We start from the raw sequence: 13,786 nt of genomic DNA, 5'->3' as shown, positions 1-13,786 counted from the left end.
AATTTTGTGAATACACAAGGAACACACCATGCTTGGACTTTCACCAGATTCAGAGGCAACAACGCCATGTGCCACAGCTTCTAATGAGGCAATTATTAATACCGATAGCCTAAAGGCAGGCTTAAATAAATCATGCGGTACGCACGAAGAAAAAACCGTGAATCGCTGGAGCGTGGCCGAGATTGTTGAACTGTTTGAATTGCCGTTCAGTGATTTAATGCATCGAGCACAAACAGTGCATCGTGAAAACTTTGACCCGAACGCGGTACAAGTGAGTACTTTACTCTCGATTAAAACCGGTGGCTGTTCTGAAGATTGCGGTTACTGCCCACAAGCGGCACGTTATCATACCGATGTGGAAAGTGAGCCATTAATGGCTTTAGATGACGTGTTGGCTGCTGCGCAAGAAGCCAAAGACAATGGTGCTAGCCGTTTCTGTATGGGTGCTGCATGGCGCGGCCCAAAACAGCGCGATTTAGAGCCTGTGCTTAAAATGATTTCAGAAGTTAAGGCCATGGGATTAGAGACTTGTGCCACCTTGGGTATGTTAAAAGAGGGGCAGGCCGAGCAGTTGAAAGATGCTGGTTTAGATTATTACAACCACAATTTAGATACTGCACCAGAATTTTATGGTGAAGTGATCACTACGCGTACTTATCAAGACCGTTTGGAAACACTAGACCGCGTACGCAGTGTAGATATCAATGTGTGTAGCGGCGGTATTATCGGCATGGGCGAGTCACGTAATCAACGTGCTGGATTGCTGGCGCAATTGGCGAATATGGAGCGCCCACCGGAAAGCGTGCCGATTAACCTGCTGACTCAAGTGGAAGGTACACCGTTACACGGTACGGATGAGTTAGACCCATTAGAGTTTGTACGCACCATTGCCGCAGCACGTATTACCATGCCAAATAGTTTTGTGCGCTTGTCTGCTGGGCGTCAGAGCATGCATGAGGGCATACAGACTTTATGCTTCCTAGCGGGTGCCAACAGTATTTTCTATGGTGAAAAGTTACTGACTACCGGCAACCCGGAAGCGGAAACAGATAAACAGTTGTTTGCCAAACTTGGCATTAACAAGATTTAGTCGCTGCACATGTTAGCTTCTTTACAGCGTGAACTTGAGCAGCGCAAAGTCGATGGATTATTGCGTCAGCGTCGTTTATTGGATTCGCCGCAGGCTGAGCATATTGTGGCGAATCAGCAGCCGTATTTATCTTTTTGCAGCAACGATTACTTAGGGCTGGCCAATCATCCTGAGCTGATTGCCACGATGCAAAAGGCCGCAGGTGACTCTGGTGTAGGTAGTGGGGCTTCCGGTTTAATCACCGGGCACCACCGTTATCACGATGACTTAGAAAAGCAGCTTGCGGCATTCGTTGAGTTACCAGCCGCGCTGCTGTTCTCTACCGGCTATATGGCAAATATTGGGGTGCTGGGTGCACTGACAGGCCGCGGTGATGCGATATTTGCGGATAAGTTAAACCATGCCTGCTTGAACGATGGTGGTTATTTTTCGCACGCGGAGTTTCAGCGCTACCCACATAATGATGTAGTAGCATTGGAAAAACTATTACAGGCAAGTACCGCCAAGCATAAGTTGATTGCTGCGGATGCAGTGTTCAGTATGGATGGCGATATTGCGCCTATTCCTGAGTATCTGGCACTGTGTGAAAAGTATGATGCTTATCTGTACCTGGATGATGCGCATGGTTTTGGCGTGCTGGGTGAGCATGGTAAAGGCTCGCTGAGCCACTTTAACATCAAATCACCGCGTATTATCATGATGGCAACTTTGGGTAAGGCCGCTGGTGTTGCGGGGGCTTTTGTGGCGGGTGAGCAGGTAGTGATTGATTACCTGATTCAAAAAGCCAAAAGCTATGTGTACTCTACACCGGCACCACCTGCGCTGTCTGCCACGCTTTCTGCATCGGTTAAGCTGATTGAGCAGGGCGATCATTTACGCGCGAATCTGCAAAGCTTAATCCAGTATCTGAAAGCGAACCTTAAGCTTAACAAGTGGCGCTTAATGGATTCTGACACTACCATCCAGCCCTTAATCGTGGGTGATAACTTAGAGGCATTGGCGCTCAGTGAGTATTTGCAAACGCATGGTATTTTGGTGCCGGCGATACGCCCGCCAACCGTGCCAGTAGGTACTGCTAGGCTGCGTATATCATTATCGGCAGCACATACCCTAGATGACATTAAAAAACTGATTGCTGCTATTCATCAGGCAGAAAGAGAGCTGAGTGCATGATCGCTAATCATCTCCACGTTGAAATCATTGGGACTGGCCCCAACTTGGTGTTGCTTCACGGATGGGGGATGAATGGTGCGGTATGGCAGCCTTTAGTGAAAAGACTAAGCAAGCTGTTTACGCTGCACATTGTCGATTTGCCTGGCATGGGCTTAAGCCGCCCGATTGAGCCGTTTCATTTATCTGCGATTGCGGAAAAAGTGGCAGAAGTGCTGCCTGCGCATGCAGATGTGGTCGGCTGGTCTTTAGGCGCACAAGTGGCTATGCGTATCGCTTTAGATTACCCTGATTTGGTACGTCGATTGGTGCTGGTTGGGGCAACGCCTTGTTTTGTAAATAAGAGCTTTGATCAAGAAAGCGTAGAGTACAAATCCACTTGGGATATTGGTATTGAGCCTGAAATATTTGGCAACTTTGCTGACAGCGTGAATGAAGATTATCACAAGACCATGACTCAGTTTTTAACTTTGCAGTGCATGGGCGCCGATGACGCAAGAAGCACGGTTAAATTGCTGCGTAATAAATTTGCCGAGCGTCCAGCGCCTACTTCACAAACTTTATATCGCGCGCTGAATATATTGCTAGAAACCGATTTGCGTGCGGAAATCGAACATTTAAGAAAACCCACATTGCTGGTACATGGCGACCGCGACAGTTTGGCGCCGGTGCAGGCAGCGCATTGGATGATGAAAACACTGCCAGTTGCTTACCTGCGGGTGATGGCTGGTGCGTCACATGCTCCATTTTTATCGCATCAGGAACAGTTTATTGATGCCATCGTTCAATTTTTAGAACCTCAAGTGCAGTAACCACAATGACAGACGATATTTATCGCATAGATAAAGCGCGTGCGCGCGCCTCTTTTGGCCGTGCAGCAGATACTTACGATGCTGCGGCCATCTTGCAAAAGCAAGTGCGCGAAGAAATGCTAAGTCGCCTAGATTTAGTCAAATTAACTCCGCAAACTATCTTGGATGCAGGCTGCGGTACAGGCTTGGGCAGCCACGCACTGCAAAAAAAATATGGGGCAGCACAAGTTGTGTCGCTGGATTTTGCTTACCCGATGTTACAAAAGACCCGCAAGACCTACACCAATGTTGGTTTGTTACATGTGCTGAAGTCTTTAGTGGGCCTGACGCAGCAAAACCTTGTTTGTGCCGATATCGAAGCCTTGCCGCTCGCTAATGCCAGCGTGGGCATGGTGTGGTCTAATCTTGCCATACAGTGGTGCAATGATTTAGATGCTGCCTTGCAGGAGTTCCATCGCGTACTGCAACCAGAAGGGCTGCTCACATTTAGCACATTTGGGCCAGATACTTTGCGCGAACTCAGGGTCGCGACTAGTAGCGCTAGTGGCTACACGAGTATCAGCCGTTTTATTGATATGCACGATATTGGCGATGCCTTGGTGCGCGCAGGTTTTAATGCCCCCGTGTTAGATGTTGAGCGATTTACGCTGACGTATGACGATGTGAAAAGCGTGATGCGCGACCTGAAAAGCATAGGCGCGCACAATGCCACAGATGGCCGTGCCAGAGGTCTGCTCGGCCGTGGTTTTTTTGCAAAGCTTGAGTCTGCTTACGAGCAGTTTAGGCAAGACGGGAAATTACCCGCGACCTTTGAAGTGGTTTATGGTCACGCGTGGCGTGCCAAAGACAAAACATTATTACCAGATGGCGCAGTGCCCATTCATTTTTCTCCTAGAAAATAATTCATTGTTGTTGAGCCAGTTTAGCTAAAACATGCAGTCATCTTATTTTATTACCGGCACCGATACCAACGTAGGCAAAACCTATATCGCCAGCGCTTTGGTTAAGCATTTTGTGCGTGCTGGCTATCAAACAGTCGGCATGAAGCCGATTGCATCCGGCTGTAATTTAATGCCGGATGGCGAGTTGCTTAATGATGATGTGCTTGCACTAACCGCAGCGAGTAACGTTGCTGCACCGTTGGATCTGATTAACCCTTATCGCTTTGCTCCGGCAATTGCACCGCATATTGTAGCTGAGCAAGCAGGTCAGCTTGTAGACTGCACAAAGATTATGCGGGCATACCAGCAATTGGGTGCATTGGCTGACATCGTGGTGGTAGAAGGCGCAGGTGGCTTTTTAGTGCCATTGAATGCTAAGCATACCATGGCTGACTTGGCAGTTATGCTGGACATCCCGATTGTTCTAGTGGTAGGGATGCGCTTGGGTTGCATTAACCATGCCCTGCTTACGGTTGAGGCTATTCAAGCGCGTGGGCTTACCTTGGCTGGCTGGGTCGCCAACCAAGTTGACCCAGACATGCCAATGTTTGCAGAAAACCTCGCTAGCTTACAGCAGCGGATTGCTGCACCATGTTTGAGTGTGGTGGGCTGGCAAAAGGAAGCGAGTTTTAGCATTTAGTTATCCTCGCTGCCGTTTTAGTCACTTATCGCGTGGACTTTACTTAGCTGCATAATTTATAGGCCGCTTACTGCACAGTCTAGTTAGGCTAATCAAATTTGGCCGTTCATTTGACCTTGTTTTCTAAACTGCTATTGTATTTAAGCTGGTGAGCCAATGCCTTACTGAGCCATATCCGCAGCTTCTACTACCACTTTGTACAAGTTAGCTTCTTGCGGCGTTGCTACGTGCTCGCCCACCGCCACTTGGTTACGTTTGCCCGGTGCTACACCACCGCTGATCAATAGCGGTTGGCTTTGCGCGATGGCGCGGCCGGCTGCGTTGTATTTGATTACACGCACCTGTACACTACGTAGCGATACTGCCGTGTCATTTTGCACCACCGCAAATAAATTGCCGTAATTATCGCGCTGTATGCCTGATTTAATGTATTTGGCTGGGTTGCGTGGTAAATCTATGCGTACCGCTCTGGCGATGGCATCTTTACCGATATCTGAATTAGAGCTTGCGGCAACTTGATAGTGCTGCAAGGCAATATCGGTCTGGCCGCGGTCTTCTGCGATTTGACCCAATAATGCATGCCCAGGTGCTGTTGGCAGCAGTTCATTGGCACGTTTTAAGTATGGTTCAGCTTCTGCTTTTTTGCCCATATTAAATAGGGCAATGCCACTTTGAATGTGCGGTTTAAAGTAATTTGGCTGCATATCGATGGCTTTTGCATACAGCTTTAATGCATCTTGTGGTTTTTTCTCGGTCAGTGCAATATCACCTAATAGTTCTTGAAAGCGCGCTTCACGCGGCTCTCCGGCAATCGCTTGTTTAATCAAGGTTTTTGCTTTGTCGACATTTTTTTCACTGAGCGCTTTCACTGCATCATCGTAAGCTTTATAGGCGCCTTGGGTAGCTCTTAATTTAGCGGTTTTTTGCTTATAAACCTCTTTGCCCCAATCACCACCTGCGCCAATTTGCGCCAGCGTTGCTTTATTCGCTTCTACACGCGCTTCTGATGGCGGATGGCTTGCAAACAGGCCATCAATAAAGCTACTCTTTCTGTCCGCACTTAGTCTGACAAAGGTTTCTTGCAGCGTTACGGCGGCAGCGGGGTCGTAACCCGCTTTTTTCATATATTGCATACCATATAAATCCGACTCACTTTCTGCATCACGGCCATACTTGCTATTGACCAACTGCGCACCTGCTTGCGCACCGCCTACAATCAGGTTTGCATAGTCTGTATTTTGAGCACCGATGCCAACGGCAATCATCGCGCCTTGCATAAAAATACCGCGCTCCATGCCTTGTGCTCCATGGCGTGCAGCCGCATGTACCAGTTCATGGCCCATGACCGCGGCTAATTCTGCCTCGCTGTTAAGCTCATAGAGCAGGCCGCGGTTAAATGCAATTTTGCCGCCAGGCATTGCCCAAGCGTTGGGGACAGAGTCATTGAGCAGGTTAAATTCATACGGCAGTTTGCGGTCAGAAACTGCGGCTAATTTATTGCCTACACTTTGTATGTATGCGGTTAGCTCCGGGTCGAGTACATAATCTCCGCCTTGAGATTGCCGGGTTGGTGCATAGTTTTGGGTACCGATAGAGATTTCCTGCGCCTCGGATACAAACTGAAATTCACGCTTTTTGGTCACAGGGTTCACGCCGCATGCACTGACTGTCAGGGTTAGCGATAACACAAATGCTAAGTTAAATGTAGTGTAAAAGGGCTGTGGTAAATGTAGTTTCATCGTGTGGGCTCGTCTGTAGGGTACAGGACAAAAAATAAAATTTGCGTTTGCTTGAGTCGCGCTGGTTTAAATGTAGCAGACCTGAATTTAACTATCTTAAATCTAGCTATCTTAATTTAACAATCATAGATGACATCTATGTGATTTGTATTATAGAACATAGTGCGCAGTGCCGCGTTATTTGTAAAGTTGATGGGTTTTAATGTAATTAATCACACTGTCGGGCATTAGGTAGCGCGTGGATGCTTGCTGCTTAAATGCCTCGCGGATCGCGGTGGATGAAATATCTAACGCGGTGACTTGTCGCATAGTGATATAGCCAGCAGTGCTGCTGTGCAGGTCTTCACAGTTTTCTGTGTAATGCGCATGCAGAAAGTCTTCTAGTATTTTGGGGAGCAGATTACTGGGCTGATTTTTGATTGTATGTGGTCGCTGCACGAGTGCAATATGGCAATGCTGCAAAACCTCTTGCCAGCGGTGCCAAGTATTAAATTGCGTAAAAGCATCGCTGCCCATGAATAGGGTCAGACTGGCGTTGTTGCGCAGCTCTGCACGCAGGCTCAGTAAAGTATCTATGGTATAGGAGGTGCCGGTGCGGTGCAGCTCACGCTCATCCAACATAAATTGTGGATTATTCGCAATCGCCAAACCTACCATGGCAGCGCGATGCTCTGCGCTGATGCTGACGGCATTTTTATGCGGTGGGTTGGCGGCTGGGATAAAACGTATCGCATCCATGTGCAGGTCATCTGCCAGCTCTTGCGCCATGCGTAGATGCCCATAATGGATGGGGTTAAATGTGCCGCCAAGTATGCCTATGGTTTTCATTGCATCAACATCAAGGTAGGTGAGTTATTGTAGACTATAGGCAATTTGGCTGTTAGTGGGGTAGGTAGGTATTTAGCAGCATGTCAGTACTGTTGCTAAATACCCCAATTTTTTATTAGTGATTGCTGAATATGACCAATGCCTAGCGTGCCAAATTAAGCGCGCACATGCCCATCACCTAATACTACGTATTTAAGTGACGTTAAGCCCTCTAGCCCGACAGGGCCGCGCGCGTGTAATTTGTCAGTTGAGATGCCGATTTCTGCACCGAAGCCGTATTCAAAGCCATCAGCGAAGCGTGTGGATGCATTTACCATCACGCTGCTAGAATCAACCTCACGTAAAAATCTGCGAGACTTAGTGTAGTTCTCAGTCACAATGGCTTCAGTATGTTGCGATGAGTGCTCGTTAATGTGAGCAATCGCTTCATCTAAACCACTCACGACTTTGCATGAAATAATGGCGGCAAGGTATTCTGTGTAGTAATCCTCTTCCGTTGCTGGAATCGCTTGGCTAACCAGTGCGCAAGTTTCGGCACAGCCGCGAATCTCAATGCCGTGCGCGGTGAGCATGGCAGCTAGCTTAGGAAGCATATCAGCTGCTACTGAGCGTGCTATCAATAAAGACTCTGTCGTATTACAGGTGCCAAGCCGCTGTGTTTTGCTGTTCTCCAGAATGCGTAGCGCTTTTGCAAAGTCGGCTTCGTCATCAATATACACATGGCAGTTGCCATCCAGATGCTTAATCACAGGGATGCGTGCGTCATTAGAAATGCGCTCAATCAAGCCTTTGCCGCCACGAGGCACAATGACATCTACGTATTGCTTCATGGTGATAAGTTCGCCTACTGCCGCACGGTCTGTGGTTTCTACAATCTGCACGGCTGTGGTTGGTAAACCTGCTTCCGCAAGCCCCTCATGTACGAGTTTAGCCAAGGCCTGATTGCAATGAATCGCCTCGCTGCCACCGCGCAGAATAGCGGCATTACCGGATTTAATGCATAGGCCAGCCGCATCAACCGTCACATTGGGACGAGCCTCATAAATTATGCCGATAACACCCAGTGGTACGCGCATTTGGCCAATTTGAATACCGCTAGGGCGGTATTTGAAATTGCTCATTTCACCGATTGGGTCCGTGAGGCTTGCAATCTGGTTTAGACCCTCAGCCATATTGGCGATGGATTTTTCAGTAATGGTGAGCCTGTCCAGCATCGCAGGCTCTAGGCCATTGGCTTTTGCCGCCTCTAGGTCTAGTTTGTTGGCGGCGAGTAATGTGTCTTTTTCACGTAATATCGCAGCCGCAATTGCGTTGAGCGCGATATTTTTTTGGTTCGTGTCAGCGCTTGCCATAAAGCGCGAGGCTTTACGTGCTTCTACACCGATATTTTGCATGTATTGTTGAATGTTCATGATTAATTATACTTTTTATTGCGTGGAATAAAAATAAATTTGGCATGCAGTGAGTGCTGAGAATGCATTGACCGCGATGGGCGTGCGTTTAATTTGCAGCTATCGGCTACGTACTTTTGCTAAGCCAAAACATAACCTGGATATTTCTAGCCAAGCATCACCGAGCATGACACCTTTTGCCATCCTATCAATATCGGCTAGCTTTTGCAGTGCAGCATCTAATTGGCGCAAACTTAAACGTGATAGCGCGCGTTTGACCAGTATTTGTTTGTCGCCATAAATACGTGCGTTAGTCATGGCGGTGGCTAGGTTGGTGCCGCGCATTTCTGCCTGTTTAATGCGTACTAATGGACGCAGCACCCACATGAGCGGGTTCATGATAGCCACGGCGTTTTCGCCTTCATCTTGCAGGCCTTGCAGAATTCTTACGGTACGTTCAGCATCACCGGCAAGGACTGCTTCACCGAGCTGAAAGGCATCGTAACGGGATACGTTGAGTACCGCTTCACGTACTGCTGTGTCTGAAAGTTCTCCTTGCGGATAGAGCAGGCTAAGTTTCTGCACTTCTTGATTAGCTGCAAGCAGATTGCCTTCAACCTGATGAGCCAGAAACTCCAGCGTTGCTAGGCTGGTGCGTTGCCCATGCTGCGCCAGACGGTTTGCAATCCATGTGGGTAAGTTTGCAGCATCTACTTCGTTAATCGTTAATACTTGCGCATGTGCTTCTAATGCGGCAAACCACGCACTGTTCTTAGCCTCACGCTCTAACGTAGGTAAGATGATAATCACGGTAGTGTCGGGCAGAGTCTTGGTGGCCAGCGCTTGCAAGGCTTTGCTACCATCCACGCCAGGCTTGCCATTGGGAATGTTTAGCTCCAATAGGCGGCGACTGGAGAACAATGAAATGGATTGCCCAAAACTCTGAATTTGCTGCCAATTAAAATTACGCTCGACAATTAAGCTGGTGCGCTCATCAAATCCTTGCGTATTGGCCGCAGCGCGAATCGCGTCTAGGCACTCGCGCTGTGCTAAGGGTTCGCTACCCACTAGCACATAGAGTGGCTGCAAACCTTGCTGTAAGTGTGACGCCAATTGGGCTTGGGTTAAGCGCATACTGTGGTGCTATAGCTTGTCTGGGTTGGTGGCAGATAGTCTACGTAAGATAGCTCTCACCGCTTCTTTACGCATGTCGTTATAAAGCCCGGCTTCTTCTTCTGCTTTACCTAGTAATACCTTGTCATTGTAAGAGAAATCACGGCGAATTTGTATAGTTTGCACTCTTCCCCACAACGGGGTGTCCTGCGACCGTGTCCTAAAGTTGACTGTATAGTACAGTTCAAACTCACGTACCAAACCGCCGCCACTTAAAGAAAGAATACGTTTCTCAGTGGTTTCGTTCAACAACTCTAGTAACATTTCAGCGTCTTCGGCACTGTCCACAATTTTGACATTATTGGTTTCAAGCGTACGTTTTAAATCTTTTTTGATGCTAAGTTGATTGCCTTGGAAATTTAACTTAGTAAAAGATAAAGGTGCGGAGCCTCGTAATTGAAACCCGCATGCCGTCAGCAAGAGTGCAATTAAAAACACCCAACTTAATTGACGCGAAAATGTTAAGTTCAGGTATTGCATGGTTTACCCCACAACAACGTTAATCAGTTTATTTGGCACTACAATCACCTTGCGTACGCTCATATTCTCTTCAATGAATTTTTGTACGCATGGTTGTGCCAAGGCGAGTGCTTCTAACGCTTCTTTACTTTCGGTTTTGGCTGCGGTGATACTGCCGCGCAATTTACCGTTCACTTGTATCATATATTCGATACTGTCTTGCACCATCGCTGATGCGTCGGCAGCTGGCCAGCCCGCATCTAAGATATGGCTATTCGGGCAAAGTTCAGCCCATAGTGCCTGGCAAATGTGCGGCACGATAGGGGATAGCAATAGCGCAACATTTTGCAGCACTTCTTGCCTTACCTGACGTGACGTATCATCCGTGGCTTCCACTTTGGCTAAGCCATTCATTAACTCCATCACTGATGAGATTGCAGTGTTAAAGCTATGACGACGGCCATAGTCATCCGCTACTTTTTCAATGGTGAGGTGCAATTGACGACGTAATGTTTTAAGTTCAGCGTTTAATTCGCCCGAGGTATAAGGTGTCGTGGTGCCAAGCGCTACATGGTCGTAGGTGGCTTGCCATAGTCTGCGTAAAAAGCGGTGTGCGCCTTGTACACCACTGTCAGCCCATTCTAGGCTTTGCTCAGGCGGGGCTGCAAACATCATAAACAAACGTGCGGTGTCGGCGCCATAGGTGTCAATCAGCTCTTGTGGATCTACCGTGTTACCTTTGGATTTACTCATTTTGGTGCCTTCTTTCAGCACCATGCCTTGTGTGAGTAAGTTGGTAAATGGCTCATCATTTTTAATCAGGCCAACATCACGCATGAGTTTGTTAAAGAAACGAGCGTATAGCAAGTGCAGAATCGCATGCTCAATACCGCCTACATATTGGTCAACAGGTAGCCAGTAGTTGGCGCGCTCATCCGTCATCGCGTTGTTGCTATCAAAGCTGGCGTAACGTGCAAAGTACCATGATGATTCAAAGAATGTGTCTAGGGTGTCGGTTTCTCGTGTGGCTTTACCGTGGCAAGTTGGGCAGGTGGTTTCGTAGAAGCTCGGATCTTTCTTAATCGGTGAGCCCACGCCATCCATCACTACATTTTCAGGTAACACTACTGGTAACTGTTCTGCAGGGACAGGCACCTCGCCGCAGCTTGTGCAATGCACAATCGGAATTGGGCAACCCCAATAACGTTGGCGCGAAACGCCCCAGTCGCGCAAGCGATATTGGGTGCGGCGTTTGCCTAAGTTCTTAGCGGATAAAGCCGTGGCGATTGCAGTGCTTGCACCATCAAAATCTAAGCCATCAAATTCTTTTGAATCAAATAAAATGCCATGTTCTGTCATTGGCAATGTGTCGATGTCGCTATGTTTAATCACAGCTTTAACTGGCAAGTTATATTTACCGGCAAACTCAAAATCACGCTCGTCATGCGCAGGCACTGCCATCACGGCGCCTTCGCCGTAACTCGCCAATACATAGTTAGCTACCCATACTGGCAATTGCTCGCCATTGAGTGGGTGGGTAACAAATAGACCAGTTGCCATGCCTTTTTTCTCGGCGGTTGCAACGTCAGCTTCAGCCACGCTGCCGCGTTTGCATTCGGCGATAAATTCAGCAAGGGCAGGGTTATTCTCTGCCGCTAAAGTTGCTAGTGCATGTTCTGCCGCAACAGCTACGTAAGTTGCACCCATCAATGTATCTGGGCGAGTAGTGTACACCTTGAGGTTGCCATCTTGGCCAACGATAGGGAACTCTACTTCGCAACCGTAGCTTTTGCCTATCCAGTTACGTTGCATGGTTTTTACTTGCTCAGGCCAGCCTTCCAGCTTGTCTAAATCATTCAGCAACTCTTCAGCATATGCCGTGATTTTCATAAAGTATTGTGGAATATCGCGTTTTTCTACTAACGCGCCGCTACGCCAGCCTCGGCCATCAATTACTTGTTCATTGGCTAATACGGTACCATCCACTGGATCCCAGTTAACAGTTGAGGTTTTTTTATAGATTAAACCTTTTTTGAATAGCTCCGTAAACAGCCATTGTTCCCATTTGTAATACTCTGGTTTACAGGTGGCAATTTCACGGTTCCAGTCCACGCCTAAGCCTAGCTGTTTGAGCTGGGCTTTCATGTGCTCAATGTTGCTATAAGTCCAAGCCGCTGGCGCTGTCTCATTTTTGATGGCTGCATTCTCAGCAGGCAGGCCAAACGCATCCCAACCCATGGGTTGCATCACGTTAAAGCCTTTCATTTTATGAAAGCGGCTTAACACATCACCAATCGTATAGTTACGTACATGCCCCATGTGCAGACGGCCGCTTGGGTATGGGAACATCGACAGGCAATAATATTTGGGTTTGTCTGATTGTTCAGTTGCGGCAAATGTTTGATTTGCTTCCCAGTAAGTTTGTGCTGATTGTTCGATGTCTTTGAATGGATATTGCTGGTGCATGTGAGTAGCTTAAGAGTTAATTTTTAGATTATGGAATTATACCTTGTAGGGTATGAATTAGCGAAGCGTCAAAGTATTCATCATGCGGATGTGCGATTGGTAGTTGGTGGCCATCCTTAGGCTAGCATAAGCTATATGTCGCTTGCTTATTGCGTTGCTCGCCATCATGAGCGGCAATCGGAAACTCGTTTACGCTCAAACAGTGGATTGCCGAAAACTCTCATTAAAACTGCGCTACTCAGCGCGACAGCAGGGGGCTGTTAGTGGGCAACATGGAGAACCATTGATTTACAAAGGTTATTAGGGTGTGCCGGTAAGTCTATGGTGTGCAAATAGTCCTTTATCTGCACACCACGTTTGAATTATTTCAAAGCTGCAAAAATATTATCGCGAATCACATTCATGTCGCCCAAGCCATTTACAAATACGTGCTTAGGTGCGCCAGCTGTGCCGCTGCTCGCCCAGTCTGAATAGTATTTCACTAGTGGTTTGGTTTGGCTGTGGTAAACGTCTAAGCGTGTTTTAACAGTCTCTGCTGCATCATCAGGACGTTGTACTAGATCCTCACCTGTTACGTCATCTTTACCCTCTACTTTTGGCGGGTTAAATTTAACGTGGTAGGTACGGCCGCTTGCTGGGTGGCTGCGACGGCCGCTCATGCGTTCAATAATCGCTTCGTCAGGTACGTCAATTTCCACTACATAATCAATGCCTACGCCTGCGTTTTTCATTGCTTCTGCTTGTGGAATAGTGCGTGGGAATCCATCGAATAAAAAGCCGTTCGCACAATCTGCTTCTTTAATGCGCTCGCTTACCAAGCCGATAATCACGGCATCTGGTACCAAGCCACCGCTATCCATAAATGCTTTGGCTTCTAGGCCAAGTGGCGTGCCAGCTTTTACTGCCGCACGTAGCATATCGCCAGTAGAGATTTGCGGGATATTAAATTTTTCACGTAAGTGAGTAGCTTGTGTGCCTTTGCCTGCACCTGGAGCGCCTAAAAGAATGATTCGCATGGGTTGGAAGTCCTTAATAGTAAATTTGAATGTGGATTTTATCTTAAAAGTCGTGTTCGCA

General features: G+C 47.7%; 12 protein-coding genes. 5 read left to right on the top strand and 7 right to left on the bottom strand.

All coding sequences use genetic code 11. The features are described 5' to 3' along the window. Positions 1-28: 28 nt before the first annotated feature. From bioB to bioD, 5 genes are read left to right on the top strand one after another with little or no spacing between them, the layout of a single operon-like run. The gene (gene bioB / locus ACSSU7_RS06595) at positions 29-1,090 is read left to right on the top strand and encodes a biotin synthase BioB (protein ID WP_492515778.1); all 1,062 of its coding nucleotides are present in this window, start codon (positions 29-31) and stop codon (positions 1,088-1,090) included. A gap of 9 nt (positions 1,091-1,099) precedes the next feature. Continuing rightward, positions 1,100-2,263 carry an 8-amino-7-oxononanoate synthase gene (gene bioF / locus ACSSU7_RS06590; protein ID WP_492515777.1) on the top strand — a complete coding sequence of 388 codons (1,164 nt, stop codon included), beginning with the start codon at positions 1,100-1,102 and terminating at the stop codon, positions 2,261-2,263. Further along, the gene (gene bioH / locus ACSSU7_RS06585) at positions 2,260-3,072 is read left to right on the top strand and encodes a pimeloyl-ACP methyl ester esterase BioH (protein WP_492515776.1); all 813 of its coding nucleotides are present in this window, start codon (positions 2,260-2,262) and stop codon (positions 3,070-3,072) included. The genes bioF and bioH overlap by 4 nt, the downstream gene beginning before the upstream one ends. A gap of 5 nt (positions 3,073-3,077) precedes the next feature. Then, positions 3,078-3,974, top strand: a complete 897-nt coding sequence (bioC, locus tag ACSSU7_RS06580; RefSeq protein WP_492515775.1) for a malonyl-ACP O-methyltransferase BioC — start codon at positions 3,078-3,080, stop codon at positions 3,972-3,974. Between the two features lie 31 nt (positions 3,975-4,005). Beyond that, positions 4,006-4,653 (top strand): dethiobiotin synthase, encoded by a 648-nt coding sequence (bioD, locus tag ACSSU7_RS06575; protein WP_492515774.1) that lies wholly within the window; start codon positions 4,006-4,008, stop codon positions 4,651-4,653. A gap of 161 nt (positions 4,654-4,814) precedes the next feature. Here bioD and ACSSU7_RS06570 read toward each other — a convergent pair whose 3' ends face one another. The 7 genes from ACSSU7_RS06570 to adk all read right to left on the bottom strand — a co-directional run bounded on the left by ACSSU7_RS06570 (position 4,815) and on the right by adk (position 13,725). Then, positions 4,815-6,392, bottom strand: coding sequence for a M48 family metalloprotease (locus tag ACSSU7_RS06570; RefSeq protein ID WP_492515773.1), 1,578 nt, complete (start codon positions 6,390-6,392; stop codon positions 4,815-4,817). Between the two features lie 177 nt (positions 6,393-6,569). Beyond that, positions 6,570-7,220 (bottom strand): nicotinate-nucleotide adenylyltransferase, encoded by a 651-nt coding sequence (gene nadD / locus ACSSU7_RS06565; RefSeq protein WP_492515772.1) that lies wholly within the window; start codon positions 7,218-7,220, stop codon positions 6,570-6,572. 155 nt (positions 7,221-7,375) lie between these two features. After that, positions 7,376-8,632: a glutamate-5-semialdehyde dehydrogenase gene (locus tag ACSSU7_RS06560; protein WP_492515771.1), complete on the bottom strand. Its 1,257-nt coding sequence runs from the start codon at positions 8,630-8,632 to the stop codon at positions 7,376-7,378. 99 nt (positions 8,633-8,731) lie between these two features. Then, positions 8,732-9,745: a DNA polymerase III subunit delta gene (holA, locus tag ACSSU7_RS06555; RefSeq protein WP_492515770.1), complete on the bottom strand. Its 1,014-nt coding sequence runs from the start codon at positions 9,743-9,745 to the stop codon at positions 8,732-8,734. 9 nt (positions 9,746-9,754) lie between these two features. After that, a complete protein-coding gene (locus ACSSU7_RS06550) occupies positions 9,755-10,264 on the bottom strand; it encodes an LPS-assembly lipoprotein LptE (RefSeq protein WP_492515769.1) in 510 nt (169 codons plus the stop codon). A gap of 3 nt (positions 10,265-10,267) precedes the next feature. Continuing rightward, positions 10,268-12,709: a leucine--tRNA ligase gene (leuS, locus tag ACSSU7_RS06545; RefSeq protein WP_492515768.1), complete on the bottom strand. Its 2,442-nt coding sequence runs from the start codon at positions 12,707-12,709 to the stop codon at positions 10,268-10,270. A 362-nt stretch (positions 12,710-13,071) separates the two neighbouring features. After that, entirely contained in the window at positions 13,072-13,725 is a 654-nt protein-coding gene (gene adk / locus ACSSU7_RS06540; protein ID WP_492515767.1) for an adenylate kinase, read from the bottom strand. Positions 13,726-13,786: the final 61 nt, after the last annotated feature.

The sequence above is a fragment of the Methylotenera sp. E1MeOHC1 genome, assembly GCF_058745595.1.
The sequence above is the reverse complement of the archived record's forward strand: the minus strand, read 5'-3'. Positions and strand labels throughout refer to the sequence as shown.

Excerpts from the sequence above, each read along its gene's own strand:
- bioB (WP_492515778.1), top strand. The coding sequence starts at position 29 with ATGCTTGGACTTTCACCAGATTCAGAGGCAACAACGCCATGTGCCACA.
- bioF (WP_492515777.1), top strand. The coding sequence starts at position 1,100 with ATGTTAGCTTCTTTACAGCGTGAACTTGAGCAGCGCAAAGTCGATGGA.
- bioH (WP_492515776.1), top strand. The coding sequence starts at position 2,260 with ATGATCGCTAATCATCTCCACGTTGAAATCATTGGGACTGGCCCCAAC.
- bioC (WP_492515775.1), top strand. The coding sequence starts at position 3,078 with ATGACAGACGATATTTATCGCATAGATAAAGCGCGTGCGCGCGCCTCT.
- bioD (WP_492515774.1), top strand. The coding sequence starts at position 4,006 with ATGCAGTCATCTTATTTTATTACCGGCACCGATACCAACGTAGGCAAA.
- ACSSU7_RS06570 (WP_492515773.1), bottom strand. The coding sequence starts at position 6,392 with ATGAAACTACATTTACCACAGCCCTTTTACACTACATTTAACTTAGCA.
- nadD (WP_492515772.1), bottom strand. The coding sequence starts at position 7,220 with ATGAAAACCATAGGCATACTTGGCGGCACATTTAACCCCATCCATTAT.
- ACSSU7_RS06560 (WP_492515771.1), bottom strand. The coding sequence starts at position 8,632 with ATGAACATTCAACAATACATGCAAAATATCGGTGTAGAAGCACGTAAA.
- holA (WP_492515770.1), bottom strand. The coding sequence starts at position 9,745 with ATGCGCTTAACCCAAGCCCAATTGGCGTCACACTTACAGCAAGGTTTG.
- ACSSU7_RS06550 (WP_492515769.1), bottom strand. The coding sequence starts at position 10,264 with ATGCAATACCTGAACTTAACATTTTCGCGTCAATTAAGTTGGGTGTTT.
- leuS (WP_492515768.1), bottom strand. The coding sequence starts at position 12,709 with ATGCACCAGCAATATCCATTCAAAGACATCGAACAATCAGCACAAACT.
- adk (WP_492515767.1), bottom strand. The coding sequence starts at position 13,725 with ATGCGAATCATTCTTTTAGGCGCTCCAGGTGCAGGCAAAGGCACACAA.